Origin of the sequence: Cellulosimicrobium cellulans, assembly GCF_016907755.1 — a bacterium.
GTDB classification, from domain to species: Bacteria; Actinomycetota; Actinomycetes; order Actinomycetales; family Cellulomonadaceae; genus Cellulosimicrobium; species Cellulosimicrobium cellulans_D.
On the sequence record NZ_JAFBCN010000001.1, the window covers coordinates 3,388,723 to 3,404,074 of the forward strand.

12 protein-coding genes are annotated in these 15,352 nt (G+C 75.0%); 4 read left to right on the plus strand and 8 right to left on the minus strand.

Going from position 1 to position 15,352, the window contains the following annotated elements:
* Window positions 1-54: 54 nt before the first annotated feature.
* The 3 genes from JOE63_RS14810 to JOE63_RS14820 all read right to left on the minus strand — a co-directional run bounded on the left by JOE63_RS14810 (window position 55) and on the right by JOE63_RS14820 (window position 4,939).
* Entirely contained in the window at window positions 55-2,655 is a 2,601-nt protein-coding gene (locus tag JOE63_RS14810) for a ComEC/Rec2 family competence protein (protein WP_204542350.1), read from the minus strand.
* Window positions 2,652-3,923: a ComEA family DNA-binding protein gene (locus JOE63_RS21715; protein WP_307840122.1), complete on the minus strand. Its 1,272-nt coding sequence runs from the start codon at window positions 3,921-3,923 to the stop codon at window positions 2,652-2,654. Before JOE63_RS21715 ends, JOE63_RS14810 begins: the two co-directional genes overlap by 4 nt.
* A 134-nt stretch (window positions 3,924-4,057) precedes the next feature.
* Window positions 4,058-4,939 (minus strand): DegV family protein, encoded by an 882-nt coding sequence (locus tag JOE63_RS14820; protein ID WP_204542352.1) that lies wholly within the window; start codon window positions 4,937-4,939, stop codon window positions 4,058-4,060.
* 84 nt (window positions 4,940-5,023) lie between these two features.
* On the opposite strand from JOE63_RS14820, the gene JOE63_RS14825 reads away from it, so the two are divergent.
* The 3 genes from JOE63_RS14825 to JOE63_RS14835 all read left to right on the plus strand — a co-directional run bounded on the left by JOE63_RS14825 (window position 5,024) and on the right by JOE63_RS14835 (window position 8,000).
* On the plus strand, window positions 5,024-6,940 hold the full coding sequence (locus tag JOE63_RS14825) for a helicase HerA-like domain-containing protein (RefSeq protein ID WP_204542354.1): 1,917 nt from the start codon (window positions 5,024-5,026) through the stop codon (window positions 6,938-6,940).
* Between the two features lie 139 nt (window positions 6,941-7,079).
* Entirely contained in the window at window positions 7,080-7,319 is a 240-nt protein-coding gene (locus JOE63_RS14830; protein ID WP_204542355.1) for a hypothetical protein, read from the plus strand.
* 207 nt (window positions 7,320-7,526) lie between these two features.
* Window positions 7,527-8,000: a hypothetical protein gene (locus JOE63_RS14835; RefSeq protein WP_204542357.1), complete on the plus strand. Its 474-nt coding sequence runs from the start codon at window positions 7,527-7,529 to the stop codon at window positions 7,998-8,000.
* A 57-nt stretch (window positions 8,001-8,057) separates the two neighbouring features.
* Here the strand turns inward: JOE63_RS14835 and leuS are convergent, their stop codons facing one another.
* On the minus strand, window positions 8,058-11,057 hold the full coding sequence (gene leuS, locus JOE63_RS14840) for a leucine--tRNA ligase (RefSeq protein ID WP_374059046.1): 3,000 nt from the start codon (window positions 11,055-11,057) through the stop codon (window positions 8,058-8,060).
* Window positions 11,058-11,124: 67 nt separating this feature from the next.
* On the opposite strand from leuS, the gene JOE63_RS14845 reads away from it, so the two are divergent.
* A complete protein-coding gene (locus JOE63_RS14845; protein ID WP_087469302.1) occupies window positions 11,125-11,568 on the plus strand; it encodes a YbjQ family protein in 444 nt (147 codons plus the stop codon).
* Between the two features lie 45 nt (window positions 11,569-11,613).
* Here JOE63_RS14845 and JOE63_RS14850 read toward each other — a convergent pair whose 3' ends face one another.
* The 4 genes from JOE63_RS14850 to JOE63_RS14865 form a co-directional block, all read right to left on the minus strand.
* Window positions 11,614-12,270 (minus strand): vitamin K epoxide reductase family protein, encoded by a 657-nt coding sequence (locus JOE63_RS14850; protein WP_244286201.1) that lies wholly within the window; start codon window positions 12,268-12,270, stop codon window positions 11,614-11,616.
* A 155-nt stretch (window positions 12,271-12,425) separates the two neighbouring features.
* Entirely contained in the window at window positions 12,426-13,706 is a 1,281-nt protein-coding gene (locus JOE63_RS14855) for an MFS transporter (protein ID WP_204542360.1), read from the minus strand.
* A gap of 123 nt (window positions 13,707-13,829) precedes the next feature.
* Entirely contained in the window at window positions 13,830-14,564 is a 735-nt protein-coding gene (locus JOE63_RS14860) for a metal-dependent transcriptional regulator (protein WP_264030611.1), read from the minus strand.
* A 35-nt stretch (window positions 14,565-14,599) separates the two neighbouring features.
* Window positions 14,600-15,304 (minus strand): YceI family protein, encoded by a 705-nt coding sequence (locus tag JOE63_RS14865; RefSeq protein ID WP_204542361.1) that lies wholly within the window; start codon window positions 15,302-15,304, stop codon window positions 14,600-14,602.
* Between the last annotated feature and the right edge of the window lie 48 nt (window positions 15,305-15,352).

Sequence of the window (15,352 nt, forward strand, 5' to 3'; positions counted from 1 at the left end):
GGACTCCGTCTACCGCGGTTCCGGACGCATGCTTCTCAAGCGTGGGCGCGTCGTTCAGCCGCAGCCCGCGGCGGCGAGGACGCCGTCGCGCACGACGAGCGCGAACGTCCCGCAGGTGTCGGTCCGCAGCACCGTCGCGCCGACGCCCCGGTAGAGGTCGAGCGCCCGGTCGGTCGGGTGCCCGTAGGTGTTCTCCCCCGAGCTGACGAGCGCGACCGTCGGGGAGAGCAGCCCGGCGAGGCGGTCGGACTGCGTCGCCGAGCCGTGGTGCGCGACCTTGACGACGTCGACCGGCCCGGAGCCGCGCTGCGCGAGGGTCCGCGCGAGGGCTGACTGGCCGGCGTCCTCGAGGTCGCCGAGCGCGACGACGTCCATCCCCGCCACGTGCAGGAGGAGCGCCACGCTCGCGTCGTTCGCGCCGCCGTCGGACTCCGTGGCGGCCCCGCCCGGTGACGCGGCACCGGACGCGGCGGACGACGCGCCCGGTCCTGGCCCGGCGCCCGACGGTCCGCCGCCCACCCCGGCCTGGAGCGCCTCCCACCCGACGCCGGCGGCGGTGCCGTCACCGCCCTCGCTGCCGACGGTGCCTGCCGTCGCCACCTGGACCGGGACGCCCGCCTCCGCGAGCGCGGCGAGCGCCCGCTCGGCCTGCTCCGGGGGATCCGTCGTGGCGGTCACGAGGGCGTGCTCGACCGTCCGGCCGCGGAGAACGGCGTCGAGTCCGCCCACGTGGTCGGCGTGGAAGTGGCTGAGGACGAGCAGGTCGACCCGGTCGACGCCGAGCCGGTCGAGGCAGCCACCCGCCGCGGTCCCTGGTGGCCCCACGTCGACGACGACCGCCGACCGGGGCCCGGAGCGCAGCACGAGGGCGTCACCCTGTCCGACGTCGCACGCGACCACCGCCCAGTCCGGCGGCACCGGTCCGGCCGTCACGACGAGCGGGCGCACGAGCACGACGACGAGCACGGCGAGCACCACCACGGCGAGCCCGGCACCGACCACCTGCCCTGGTGTCCGACGAGGGCGTCTCGGCGCCGCGCCCGGCCACGGCGGGCGTCCGCGCTCGCCCGACATCCGCCGCCGGGCGGCGCGGACCGTCCGGGCGACGCGGTCGCGCAGGGGTGGCGACGTCGCGCGTCGGACGGCGCGGCGCTCCCCGGCCTCGCGCAGCGCGCGCGATCGGAGCACGACGGTGAGCACCACCACGGTCGCGAGCGCCAGCAGGACCAGCCCGCCGACGCCCCCGGGCCAGGGCAGCCGCGCGCCCGGCAGACCCGCGAACGCCTCCGCGACGCCCGCGATCCACCCCGTGAAGATCCCCGCGGCCCATCCGAGCGCCGTCGCCGCGCCGGGCCACCACGGCGCGACGAGGGTCGCGAGGACTCCCAGGACGGTCGCGGGACCGAGCGCCGGGGCCGCAAGCAGGTTGGCGGGGACGGACCACGTGCTCACGCTCGGGTCGAGCAGGACGAGCACCGGGGCGCACGCGGCCTGGGCGGCGACGGGCACCGCGACCACGTGCGCGACGGTGCGCCCGCACCACGGCGCCATCCGGCGGGCGAGAGGCGTCGTGAGGAGCGCCAGCCCGGCCGTCGCCGCGACGGAGAGCACGAACCCGTACGAGCGGGCGAGCCCGGGGTCGAGGACGAGCAGGACGACGACGCCCGCCGCGAGCGCGGCGACGGCGCGCGACGGCCTGCCGAGCGCGATGCCGAGCACCCCGACGGCGCCCATCGCCGCGGCCCGCAGGACGCTGGGCTCGGGGTGGACGAGCACGACGAAGCCCGCCATGGCCGTGCCGGTGACGACCACGCGCGCCCAGCGGGGCGCACGGGCGAGGACGCACAGCCCGGCGACGCAGGCCACGACGATCGCGAAGTGCCCGCCGGACACGGCCGTGACGTGCGTGAGCGACGTCGTGCGCATCGCCTCGTCCAGCGCGGGGTCGAGCCGCGAGGTGTCGCCGACCGCCACGCCCGGGACGAGACCCCGCGCCTGCGGGCTCAGCCCGTCCGTCGCGTCGAGGAGCCCCCGTCGCATGGCGTGCACGCCGCGCAGGAACGAACCCGTCGGCTCGACGACGCGCGGCGCCCCCTCCGTCCGGAGCATCGTCCGGTCACCCTGGACGACGAGCCGGCCCGTCGCCACGACGGCGGCCCCGTACGCGAGGTCGTCCCAGCCGTCGCCGCTCCCCGTGACGACGACCGTGCCCGCCGCCGTGGTTGTCACGCCGCGCGCGGTGAGCTCGCGCAGGGAGACGCGCACCTCGTGACGGTCGGCGGCGCCCGACCACGGGTTCGTCCGCGGCACGACGGCGGAGCGCACGGTCGCGGTGACCGTCGCCGTGGCGCCCTGGCCGGCCAGGTCGGCGAGCGCCGCCCGGTCGGCGAGCTGTGTCCCCGCGGACAGGAGGACCGCCGCCGCGCAGGCCAGCACGAGGGCGGCCTGGCCCACCCCGCGTGCGACCAGACCACGACGGCTCGTCCCGTCACCTGTCGAACGTCTTCGCACCGCGGCGCCGCCCAGCAGCACGACGCCGAGCAGCACGACGGCGAGCGACGCGCCGCGCAGGGCCGCCGTCGGCGTCGTGCCGAGCGCGAGGAACGCCGTCCCCCAGGCCGCGAGCGCCGCCGGGACGAGCCGCAGGTCGGTCACACGCGGACGAGGTCGCGCACGTCCGCGAGCACGGCGGGCCCGATCCCGCTCACCTCGCCGAGCTCGTCGACCGTCGTGAACGGACCGTTCTCCTCCCGCCACGCGACGATGCGCTCGGCGAGCACGGGCCCGATCCCCGGCAGCGCGTCGAGCGCCGCGGCGTCGGCCGTGTTGAGGTCGACCGTGCCGTCCGCAGCGGTCCCGGCCGCCGGCGGTGCCGATCCCGTGGCCGGCACCGCCTCGCCGGGGCGCGGGACGACGATCTGCTCGCCGTCGGTCACCGTCCGGGCGAGGTTCAGCGCGGCGAGGTCGGCGTCGGCGGTCGCCCCGCCGGCGGCCTCGAGGGCGTCCGCGACGCGTGCGTCGGCGGCGACGGTCACGAGACCCGGGGTGACCACCTGACCCACGACGTGCACGACCACCCCGTCCGACGGCACGCCGTCGGCCCCGGTGCTCGCACCCGCGTCGTCGGCGCCGGCCGCCTCCCTCGCGGCACCGCCCACCGCCTCGTCGGCGTCCGACGAGATCGCGGGTTCCGCGTCGGGTCCCGTCGCCGCGCCCGCCGTGGGCGCGGCGTCGAGGGACGCGACGGGTGTGACGCCACCGGCCGGGGTCCGGACCAGCACGACCGCGGCGGCGAGGAGGAGCACGGCGACCAGCGCCGCCACGGCAACCCGGGGCCGCAGCGCCCACCGGCGCCGCCCCTCCTCTCCGAGCCCGGCGAACCCTGCGTGCGACGTGGGGTGCCCGTACGCCGCCGTGTACGCCGTCGACGCGGTCTGTGCGGCGCGGGACCGCAGGCGGTCGACCGACTCGGCGTCCGCGCCCTCGAACACGGTGGGCTCGTCGTCCCCCGTCCCGGGTTCTCCCGCGAGGTCGACACCCTGGCCCTCGTCCACGTCGGGACGCGGCGGGAGCCAACCGGCCGCCCGGTCGCCCGAGCCCTGCGCCCGACCGCGTCCGTGACGCTCAGCGCCGTCCGGCGCGGCCGGCACTCCCGGGAGAGCGGGAACCTCTCCGCCGGGGCCGGGTCCCGCGCCGTCTCCGGGGCCGAGCGCCGACGGCCTGAGACCGCCCGGCCACGGACCGACGTCGGGGTCGTCGGGCGGCCCTCCCTGCGGGAGGGCTGCGGTCGCCGGGTGCCACGCGAGCGCGGGCCGGCCGATCCCGGTCACGGCGCGCAGACGCTGCCGGACGACCGCTCCCTCCCGGGCGGGGTCGCGGCCGGGACGGGCGTGCTGACGCGGCTCGGGTCGTGGGGTGCTCACGCCGCGACCGTACGGAGTTCCGGCGGGGCGGGACCCGACGGCGAGTGCTCCTGTGGACGGGACCGTCCGCGGACGGTCCTGTGCACGGCCACGACCCGCCGGGCTCCGCCGGGAGACGGGGCCCGGGGGGTCTCTCAGCGCGTGGTCGAACGGTCCTCGACGCCCGAGCCGCGGTCCGCGAGCTCCGCGACGACGACGGCCAGCACGCCCGGTCCGACGTGAGCCCCCAGCACCGCGCTCACCGGGGTCACCACCACGTCGAGGCCCGTGCGGGTGGTCAGCTCGGACGCGAGCCGGTACGCCCCGGCGTCGTCCCCGACGTGGTGGACCGCGAGTGCCGGCCGCGTGCGGCGCGCGGCAGACTCGACGGCGACCGTCGTCAGGCGCTCGACCGCCGCGGCCTTGGTCCGGACCTTCTGCACGACCTCGATCTTCCCGTCCCGGACGGCCAGCAGCGGCCGCACGCCGAGCACCGTCCCCAGCGCCGCCGACGCGGCACTGAGGCGTCCGCCACGACGGAGGTGGTCGAGCGAGTCGACGAGGAACACGGCGCGGCTCGCGTCGGCGACCTCGATGGCGCGCCGGGCGACGACGTCCGTGCTCTCCCCCGCCGCCGCGGCCCGGGCGGCGGCCTGCGCCGCGAAGCCCAGCCCCATCGCGACGGTCCGGGAGTCAACGACCCGCACCGGGACCGGCGCGTCCGCCGCCGCGAGCGCGGCCGCGTGCACCGTGCCCGACAGCGCGCCCGAGAGGTGGACGGAGACGATCTCCCGCGCGCCCGCGGCGGCGGCCGCGGCGTACGCCTCGGCGAACGCGCGCGGCGTCGGCTGCGAGGTCGTGACCCGGCGACCGGCCTGGAGGTGCGCCGCCACGTCCTCGGCGGTGAGGCCCACCCCCTCGAGCGAGGACTCGTCGTCGACGATCACGTGCAGCGGGACGGAGCGGAGCCGCTCGTCGCGGACGGGCGGAAGGGAGGCCGTCGAGTCGGTGACGACGTGCACGTGGTGGTCGGTCATGGCCGCGCCACCTTACGGCGCGCGCGGGACGTGCCGCATCCCGGCCCGGCTGCGCCTGCGCGGTACCGCCCCTACGATCCGAGCATGGCCGACGACGCCGCACAGTCCCCGACCGAGCTCGCCGCCCTGCGCGCGGCGGCCGCACAGGCGGCCGCGGAGGCCGCCGAGGCCAAGGCCCGCGCCGCGCAAGCCGCCCTCGAGGCCGCCGAGGCCGCCGCTCGGGAGGGCGCGGCGACGTCGGGCACCGCACCGAGCGCGGACGCGGACGCACCCGCCGAGGAGGCTGCGCCGACGGGCACCGCACCGAGCGCGGACGCGGACGCTCCCGCCGAGGGGGCTGCGCCGTCGGGTGCCGGGCCGATCGAGGGCTACGCCGCCGAGGTGGCCGCGGGCTACGCCTACCGAGGTGGGACGCTCGCGCTCGGTGCGCTGCTGGAGGGCGAGCCGGGAGCCGACCCGACGCCGCGCGCCGACGTGCAGGTGGGGTTGCCGCTCAGCATGCTCAACCGGCACGGGCTCGTCGCGGGCGCGACCGGGACCGGCAAGACGAAGACGCTGCAGGGCATGGCGGAGGGGCTGTCGGCCGCAGGCGTGCCCGTGTTCCTCGCGGACGTCAAGGGCGACCTGTCCGGGCTCGCCGTGCCCGGCGAGTCGAACGAGAAGATCGTGGAGCGCTCGGCGTCGATCGGGCAGGACTGGAGCCCCACGACCTTCCCCGTCGAGTTCTACTCGCTCGGTGGTCTCGGGGTCGGTGTGCCGATCCGCACGACCGTCACGGACTTCGGCCCGTTGCTGCTCTCGAAGGTGCTCGGGCTGAACGAGACGCAGGAGTCGAGCCTCGGGCTGATCTTCCACTGGGCCGACTCCCAGGGGCTCGCGCTGCTCGACCTCAAGGACCTGCAGTCGACGATCGCCTACCTCACGTCGGACGAGGGCAAGGCGGAGCTCAAGGGCATCGGCGGGGTCTCGAGCGCGACCGCCGGCGTGATCCTGCGCGAGATCGTCGCACTCCAGGCGCAGGGTGCGGACGTGTTCTTCGGCGAGCCGGCGTTCGCGACGTCGGACCTGCTGCGCACCGCCCCCGACGGCCGCGGCGTGATCTCCGCGCTCGAGCTCCCGGCGGTGCAGGACCGCCCCGCGCTGTTCTCGACGTTCCTCATGTGGCTGCTCGCCGACCTGTTCCAGGAGCTGCCCGAGGTCGGGGACGCCGAGAAGCCTCGGCTCGTGTTCTTCTTCGACGAGGCGCACCTGCTGTTCACGGGCGCGTCGAAGGAGTTCCTCCAGCAGGTCGTGCAGACCGTGCGCCTGGTGCGGTCCAAGGGGGTCGGCGTGTTCTTCGTGACGCAGAGCCCCAAGGACGTCCCCGCCGACGTGCTCGCCCAGCTCGGCAACCGCGTCCAGCACGCGTTGCGCGCGTTCACCCCCGACGACGCCGCCGCCCTGCGTGCGGCGGTGCGCACCTACCCGACGTCCCCCTACGACCTGGAGCGGCTCCTGCAGTCGCTCGGGACCGGTGAGGCCGTCGTCACGGTGCTCACGGAGAAGGGCGCTCCGACCCCCGTCGCCTGGACCCGCGTGCGGGCACCGCAGTCGTCGATGGAGCCGGCGCCTGCGGCCGTGCTCGACGGGGTCGTGGCCGCCTCGCCCGGGTTCGCGCGCTTCGGCACGGCGGTCGACAACGAGTCCGCGTTCGAGCTCCTGCAGGTCAGGGTGCAGGAGCAGGCCGCGGCCCGTGCCGCCGCCGAGGCCGCGGAGGTCGAGGCCGCAGCGCAGGAGAAGGCGGCGAAGGAGGCCGCCCAGGAGGCCGAGCGCGCGGCCAAGAAGGAGCAGGCAGAGCTGGAGAAGATGCGCGCGAAGCTCGAGCGCGACGCCGCCAAGCCCCGCTCGGGGTCGAGCGGGTCGTCGCGGTCGTCGAGCCCGCTCGACTCGTTCCTCCGCTCCGCCGGCACCCAGCTCGGCCGCGAGCTCACCCGCACGATCTTCGGCACCCGCCGCCGCTGACCCCCGACCCGCTGAGTGCATGAAATAGTCGCGTCCGAACCGGTGCGGCGCGACTATTTCATGCACTCACGACGTGGTTGTCCACAGCGTCGTGGGTTGGGGTTTCGCGGGCCCGCAGCGGGCGGCATCCTCGGGCGGCATGGTGATCAGCCAGAGCCCGACCGGGCCCTTTCGCACGCGCACGGCGCAGACGTTCGGCATGACACCCGCGTCGCTGCGCAGCCCCACGTTCGAGGCTCCCTTCGCCGGGGTGCGGGCCCCGCGCGGGAGCCTCACGTCCGCCGTCGACGTGTGTACCGCGGCAGCCAGGGTCCTGCCCGACGGCGCGGCGTTCAGCCACGTCACCGCGCTGCGTCTGCTCGGGGTCGAGGTTCCCTGACGCCTGGCCGACGACGACCGCGTCCACGTCGTCGCGCCGCGGCGATGGCAGCGCCCCCAGCGGTCGAACGTCGTCGCGCACTTCTGCGGCCAGGTAGCGCTGACCCTCACCACCGCGCACGGGCTTCCCGTCACGTCCGCGGCCCAGACCTGGCTCCACCTCTCGCACGCCCTGCTGCCGGATGACGTCGTCGTCCTCGCGGACGCGATGACGCGGCGGAAGAACCCTGCGACGACCGTCCGCGAGCTCCGGCGGCTCATGGACGCGACGTACAAGATGCGCGGCATCGTGCGGTGCCGCGAGGCCATCGACCTCGTCCGACCGGGGACCGACTCCAGCATGGAGACCCGGACAAGACTCCTGCTCGTCCAGGCGGGACTGCCGTGCCCGCAGGTGAACGTCCCGGCGCACGACGACGGCGGGCAGTTCCTCGCCCTGCCCGACCTCTCCTACCCCGAGCTGCGCATCGCGATCGAGTACGACGGTGACGTCCACCGGACCGACCCGGCGACATGGCGCCGTGAACGTGGAGCGGCGGCAGCGCCTCGAGGACGCCGGCTGGATCATCGTCACCGCGACGGCCGACGACGTGCTCCGCTTCCCCGAGCGCCTGGTGCGCCGGGTCCGGGCGGCGAGGGCCCGCCGTCGGGCACCCGCTCACCCGCTGAGTGCATGAAATAGTCGCGCCCGACGGCCTCGGACGCGACTATTTCATGCACTCAGCGGATGGGTCGGGCGTCAGACGACGATGTTGACCAGCTTCGGGGCCCGGACGATGACCTTGCGGACCTCGGCGCCGTCGATCGCTCGCACGACGTTCGGCTCCGAGAGCGCTGCGGCGGTGAGGTCCTCCTCCGTGATCGACGGCGGCACCTCCAGGCGCGCGCGCACCTTGCCCTTGACCTGGACGACGCACGTCACGGTGTCCTCGACGAGGTAGCGCTCCTCGGCCGTCGGGAAGGGCTCGTGCGCGAGCGAGCGCTCGTGGCCCAGGCGCTGCCACAGCTCCTCGGCGATGTGCGGCGCGACGGGCGCCGTCATGAGCACGAGCGGCTCGACGGCCTCGCGCGGCACGCGGTCGAGCGACGTGAGGTGGTTGTTGAGCGTGATGAGCTTCGCGATCGCCGTGTTCGGGCGCATGTGCTCCATCTCGACGCGCACGTCGGCGATGGCGCGGTGCACCGCCCGCAGGGTCGCGGCGTCGGCCGGCTCGTCGACGACCGTCAGCTCGCCGGTCTCCTCCGAGACGACGTTGCGCCACAGCCGCTGCAGGAACCGCTGCGACCCGACGACGGCGCGCGTCTCCCACGGGCGCGACAGGTCGAGCGGACCCATCGACATCTCGTAGACGCGGAACGTGTCGGCGCCGTACTCGGCGTACATCTCGTCGGGCGTGACGACGTTCTTGAGCGACTTGCCCATCTTGCCGTACTCGCGCTGCACGACCTCGCCGTTCCAGCGGTACACGACCTCGCCCGAGCCGTCGGAGGCGGGCTCCTCCGTGACCTCGGCGGCGGGGACGTACTGGCCGCGCGCGTCGGTGAACGCGTACGCCTGGACGTAGCCCTGGTTGAAGAGCTTGTGGAACGGCTCGACGCTCGTCACGTGGCCCAGGTCGTAGAGGACCTTGTGCCAGAAGCGCGCGTACAGCAGGTGCAGGACGGCGTGCTCGACGCCGCCGACGTACAGGTCCACTCCCCCGGCGCGGCCCGCGCTCGGGTTGTGCTCCGGGCCCATCCAGTAACGCTCGAGGCCCCCGTCGACGACGACGTCGTCCGCGCCGCCGTCCCACCGCGGGTCGAGGTAGCGCAGGTAGTACCAGCACGACCCGGCCCAGTTGGGCATGGTGTTGGTGTCGCGGCGGTACTGCTTGGGCCCGTCGCCGAGGTCGAGCGTGACGTTGACCCACTCGTCGTTGCGACCGAGCGGCGCCTCGGGCGACGAGTCGGCGTCGTCGGCGTCGAACGTGCGCGGGGCGTAGTCGGGCACGTCGGGCAGGTCGACGGGCAGCAGCGCGTCGGGGATCGCGACGGGCTGGTCGTTCTCGTCCCAGACGATGGGGAACGGCTCGCCCCAGTAGCGCTGGCGGCTGAACAGCCAGTCGCGCAGGCGGTACGTCGTGGTGCCCTCGCCGAGGCCCTTGCCGACGAGCCACTCCGTGATGCGCCGCTTGGCCTCCGTCACGTCGAGACCGTCGAGCGACACCTCGTCGTTCGACGACCCGACCGCGACGCCGTCGCCCGTGTACGGGCCCGTGAAGTCCTCGGGGAGCCCGCCCTCGGGCTCGACCGTGCGCACGACCGGCAGCCCGAACGCCTCGGCGAACGCGAAGTCGCGCTCGTCTCCGCCGGGGACCGCCATGATCGCGCCCGTGCCGTAGCCCATGAGCACGTAGTCGGCGGTGAAGACCGGGATCGTCTGCCCGTTCACCGGGTTCACCGCGAGGTGCCCGGTGAACACGCCCGTCTTCTTGCCCGCGTCGGCCTGGCGCTCGACCGCCGTCTTCGCCGCGGCCTCGCGACGGTAGGCGGCGACCGCCTCGACCGGCGAGCGGTGCCCGCCGGTCCACGCGCTCGACGTGCCGTCCGGCCAGTGCGCCGGGACCTCGTCGAGCAGCGGGTGCTCGGGCGAGACGACCATGAACGTCGCGCCGAACAGCGTGTCCGGGCGGGTCGTGAAGACCTCGATCTCGCCACCGGACTCCGCCGCGGCGTCGTTCGCGCCGTCGGGCGTGCCGAGCACGGCGAACCGCACCAGCGCACCCTCGCTGCGCCCGATCCAGTTGCGCTGCATCGCCGTGACCTTCTCGGGCCAGTCGATGAGGTCGAGGTCGTCGGCGAGGCGGTCGGCGTACGCCGTGATGCGCATCTTCCACTGGCGCAGGCTGCGCTGGAACACCGGGAAGTTGCCGCGCTCGGAGCGGCCGTCGGCCGTGACCTCCTCGTTCGCGAGGACGGTGCCCAGGCCCGGGGCCCAGTTCACCGGCGACTCGTCCACGTACGCGAGGCGCTGGGAGTCGACGACGGCGCGGCGCTGCTCCGGCGTGAGCGTCGCCCAGTCCGTGCCCTCCTCGACGCCCTCGACACCGGCCGGCACCGGGCGCGCGCCAGAGGCGAGCTCCGCCTCGAGCTCGGCGATGCGGCGGGCGCGGCCGCGCCCGCCGTCGGGGCGCAGCGCGTCCGCGTCGTACCAGGAGTCGAAGATCTGGAGGAAGATCCACTGCGTCCAGCGCACGTAGTCGGGGTCGATCGTCGCGAACGTGCGGCGCGAGTCGTGCGCCAGGCCGAGGCGGCGCAACTGCCGACGCATGTTCGCGATGTTCGCCTCGGTCGTCACGCGCGGGTGCTGGCCCGTCTGCACGGCGTACTGCTCGGCCGGCAGGCCGAACGCGTCATAGCCGAGCGCGTGCAGCACGTTCTCGCCGCGCATGCGCCGGAAGCGCCCGACGACGTCCGTCGCGATGTACCCGAGGGGGTGCCCCACGTGCAGGCCCGCGCCCGACGGGTACGGGAACATGTCCATGATGAAGTACGGGCTCGCGCCCTCGGGGCCCTGGCCGTCGCCGTCCGTGAGCTCCCCCGCGGGGTTGGCGGCCCAGAAGGTGCCGCGCTGCTCCCAGAGCTCCTGCCACTTGAGCTCGATCTGCTCCGCGAGCGCCGGCGTGTAGCGGTGGGCGGGGCCGCCCGCGGCGGGGGCGTCCGAGGCGTGCGGGATCGAGGCGGTGTCAGGCGTGGTCACGCGGCCGAGTTTACCGGCCGGCGGGAGGCCCGACGGCGGCCGTCCAGCCCGTGCGAGGATGTGCGCCGTGATCATCGTGACGACCAACGAGGTGCCCGGCTACCGTATCGACGCGGTGCTCGGCGAGGTGATGGGCATGACCGTGCGCAGCGCGAACATCGGCGCGAACTTCGTCGCCTCGTTCCGCTCGATCGGCGGCGGCGAGGTGACCGAGTACACGAAGCTCGTCTACGAGTCCCGCCAGGAGGTCATGCACCGCATGGTGCAGGAGGCCCAGCGTCGCGGCGGGAACGCCGTCGTCGGCATGCGCTTCGACACGGGCGAGATCGCGGCGTCGTTCTCGGAGGTGTGCGCGTACGGCACCGCGGTCGTCGTCACGCCGATCCCGGCGGGCCAGCCCGGCGCGACGGCGCAGTCCGCCCACCAGGCGCAGGGCGCCCCCGCACCCCAGCAGCCCGCCGGGCAGGGCTACCCGCAGGACGCCGCTCCGGACCAGCCGGCCTGGCGCTGATCGCTGCGACGCGCGTCACGGCCCCTCGCGAGGTGACGGCGCGCGTCAGAACAGCGTCATGATGATCGGGCCCTTGACCAGCAGGATCCACGCGACGAGCGCGACGTAGCCGATCGCCAGGAACAGGTGCCGGTTGCCCACGAGGGCGCGACGCACGCCGTCGCCCGCCGGCAGGTACCCCTCCTGGACCGCGTGGACCACCTGGTACCAGAACAGCGGGAGCATGGCGAACCACACGACCATGCAGTAGGGGCACATCGCCGAGATCGCGTACATCGTCGTCCAGATGAGGAAGACGATCAGGCCCATGCCGAGCGTCGTCCCACCGAGCAGCGCGAGCCAGTACCAGCGCGGCAGCCGCGCGCCCGCGAGCAGCACGACGCCGGTCGTGATGACGACGGGGAACGCGGCGATACCCAGCAAGGGGTTCGGGAACCCGAGGAGCGCACCCTGCCAGGAGTCCATCGCGTCGCCGCAGTCCAGCAGCGCGTTGAGGCTGCACGACGGCACGTGGTTCGGGTCCGCGAGCTTGAGGAACTTCTCGATCGCCAGCGCCGCCGAGCCGGCGAGACCGATCGCGCCGAGCACGACGAGCAACCAGCCCATCGTGCGCACGCTGATCGGGCGGGGACCGGACGACGGCAGCGGCTCGTCGTCGTGGTCGGCGGACACGCTCGCACCGGCGGTGGCGCTCTTGCTCACGGGGACGCTCCTCGTGGGTCACCGGCTCGCGCCGGACGTGACGGGGCGCACGGCGGTGCGCGCAGGGCACAACCTACCGCGCGTCGCTGGGTCCCTGCTGGGAGTCCGCCGAGGTAGAGCCCCGGTCCAGGTCTCTACCTCGGCGGACCAGGGCTCTACCTCGGCAGGCCGACCGGCTCCGTCGCAGGCGAGCGGGCGTCGTCGGGCAGGGTGGTGACGACGACGCCGGCGGGGCGGCGGCCGACGAGGAGGATGATCCCCAGGCCGGCGACGGTGAGCACGACGCCGGTCCAGGCCGGGGCGAGGTAGCCCCAGCCGGCGGCGATGACGAGGCCGCCCAGGAACGCTCCGTTCGCGTTGCCGACGTTGAGCGCGGAGTGGCACAGCGCCGCGCCGAGCGAGGGCGCGGCGGGCGACAGGTCCATGAGGCGCGTCTGCAGCGCGAGGCCGAGGACCTGGGAGGTGACGCCGAGCAGGAAGAGCGACAGCACGGCGGGGACGGGGTGCTCGCCCGTGAGGGCGAACAGCGCGAGCGTCACGCCGGTGGAGACGAACCCGAGGTAGACGGTGCGCATGACGGAACGGTCGGCGAGCCGGCCGCCGAGGACGGTGCCGACGGTCATGCCGACGCCGAAGATCGCGAGCACGAGCGGTACCGCGGCGGACGAGAGGCCGGTGACGCGCGTGATGGTCGGCTCGACGTAGGAGTAGACGGCGAACATGCCGCCGAACCCGACGGCGGCGCCGACGAACCCGAGCCAGAGCGGACCGTTGCGCAGGGCGCCGAGCTCGCGGCGCACGCTCGAGTCCTCGTTCCCCGCGCCGGCCGGGATCAGCCACCAGAGGGCGGCGAGCGTCACGAGACCGAGCGCGCCGACCACGACGAACGCGGCGCGCCAGCCGAGCTGCTGCCCCACGAACGTCGAGAGCGGGACGCCGACGACGTTCGCGATGGTCAGCCCTGCCATCATGGTCGCGACGGCGCGTCCCCGGCGTCCGGGGCCCGCGACGGCGGCGCCGACCGCGGCCCCGACGCCGAAGAACGCGCCGTGCGGAAGTCCGGCGAGGAACCGGCCGGCGACGAGCGTCTCGATGCTCCCCGCGGTCGCGGAGAACAGGTTGCCGAGCGTGTAGAACGCCATGAGGGCGACGAGCAGCGTCTTGCGCGGCAGGCGCGCCGCGACGACGGTGAGCAGCGGGGCCCCGACGACGACGCCGACGGCGTAGGCCGTGATGGCGTGGCCCGCCGTGGGGATGGAGACGTCGAGGTCGGTCGCGATGTCGGAGAGCAGGCCCATCGTCGCGAACTCGGTCGTGCCGATCGTGAAGCCGCCCATGGCGAGCGCGAGGAGCGCGGGACCGGCCCCGCGCAGGCGTCCGGTGCTCGCGGGGGGTGCGTCCACCGGGGGCGCGGGCGTGGCGGTGCTGTCGGTCATCGTGTCCTCGGGCGTCGTGGGCAGGGCGGCGGTGGCGGCCTCGGACCGAGTCAGCGATCGAATCGATTCGAGGGGTGTCGACGACGTCGGCGACGAGAACGGAACAGGGGGCAGGCGGCCAGTCTAGGCGGAGACGGGTTCCGCGCGCACTACCCACACGTGGTCCGCGGCGCGCAGGCCGAGCTGCGCCGGCGGCGTCGGGCGCGCGGCGTCGGCACCGGAGCCCGACCCGACCGGATCGGGCGGCGACCAGACGACCGAGAGGATGCCGGCGTACTCGCGGCGCTCGCGCACCTCCACGCCCGTGTCGAGGCCGACGCCGATCTCCGCGAGGTAGCGCAGGACGTCCGGGTCGGCGTCCGAGATGCGCGCCACGGTCCCCCGGTCTCCCACGACGAGGTCCGCGAGCGGGACGGCGGGCGGGCGGACGACGGTCCCGTCGGCACCGGGGATCGGGTCGCCGTGCGGGTCGCGCGTCGGGTGCCCGAGGCGCGCGTCGATCCGCTCCACGAGCAGGTCGGAGACCGCGTGCTCGAGCACCTCGGCCTCGTCGTGCACCTCGTCCCAGCCGTAGCCGAGCTCGGACACGAGATAGGTCTCGAGGAGGCGGTGGCGTCGCACCATGGCGAGCGCGAGGCTGCGCCCGCGCTCGGTGAGCGTGATCGCCCCGTAGGGCGCGTGCTCGAGGAGGCCCTGGGCGCTGAGGCGGCGCACGGTCTCCGACACCGTCGAGGCGCCGACGCCGATGCGCTCGGCGAGGAGCTTGGTCGTCACCCTCTCGTCCGACCACTCCTGGGCGGCCCAGACGACCTTGAGGTAGTCCTGGGCGACGGGCGTCAGGTCGGTCGGGTGGTCCACGCGTCCACCCTAGGTCACGGGCTCGTCCGCGGCCCTCAGGGTGTCGCGGGCCGGACGAGCTGGAGCCGCACCTCGACCGTGCCCTCGTCGCGCACCTGGACCGGCGCGACGGGCGGCACGGCGATGCCGAAGTCGGAGAAGCGGACGCCGATCGCGCCGGTCGCGAGGACGCCGTAGCCGGACCGCTGCGCCTCGAGCGCCACCGTCACGGCCTCGGTCTCGTCGCGGATCGTCAGCGCACCCGACGCCTCCAGCCGGACCGGGGACGTGGTCGTGGCCAGCTCGCTCACGTCGAGCGGTGTCGTGAGCGAGAAGAGCGTGGTCGGGTAGAGGTCCGTCTCGAGGGCCTGCTGGAGCTGGCGGTCCGCCACGGAGGACCCGGTCCGGAGCGTCGTCGTCTCGACCGTCACCGTCGCGGTCTGCAGCGATCCCGACCGCACCCGGAACGTCCCCGTGACGTCCGGGGTGACGCCCAGGAGCACGGCCTCGTCCGCCGGGACGTCCAGGACGTCGGCGCGGAAGCCCGCCTCGGAGCCGGGACCGACGACCCACTCGCCGTCCACGTCGAACGGGCCGGGCACGGCGGGCGCGGCGGACGCCGTCGACACCCCCGGCGACTGCAGGCCCAGCGGCGGCGGCGTGCGGCCCTCGCGCACCTCCGAGTACACGAAGGGGGCGAGAAGCACCACGACGAGCGCGAGGACCACCGACACGACGATCCAGCGCGTGGACCTGCTCATACGTCACATCCTGCCGTGTCCGGCCGTGCGCGGCGAGGACCGACGCGC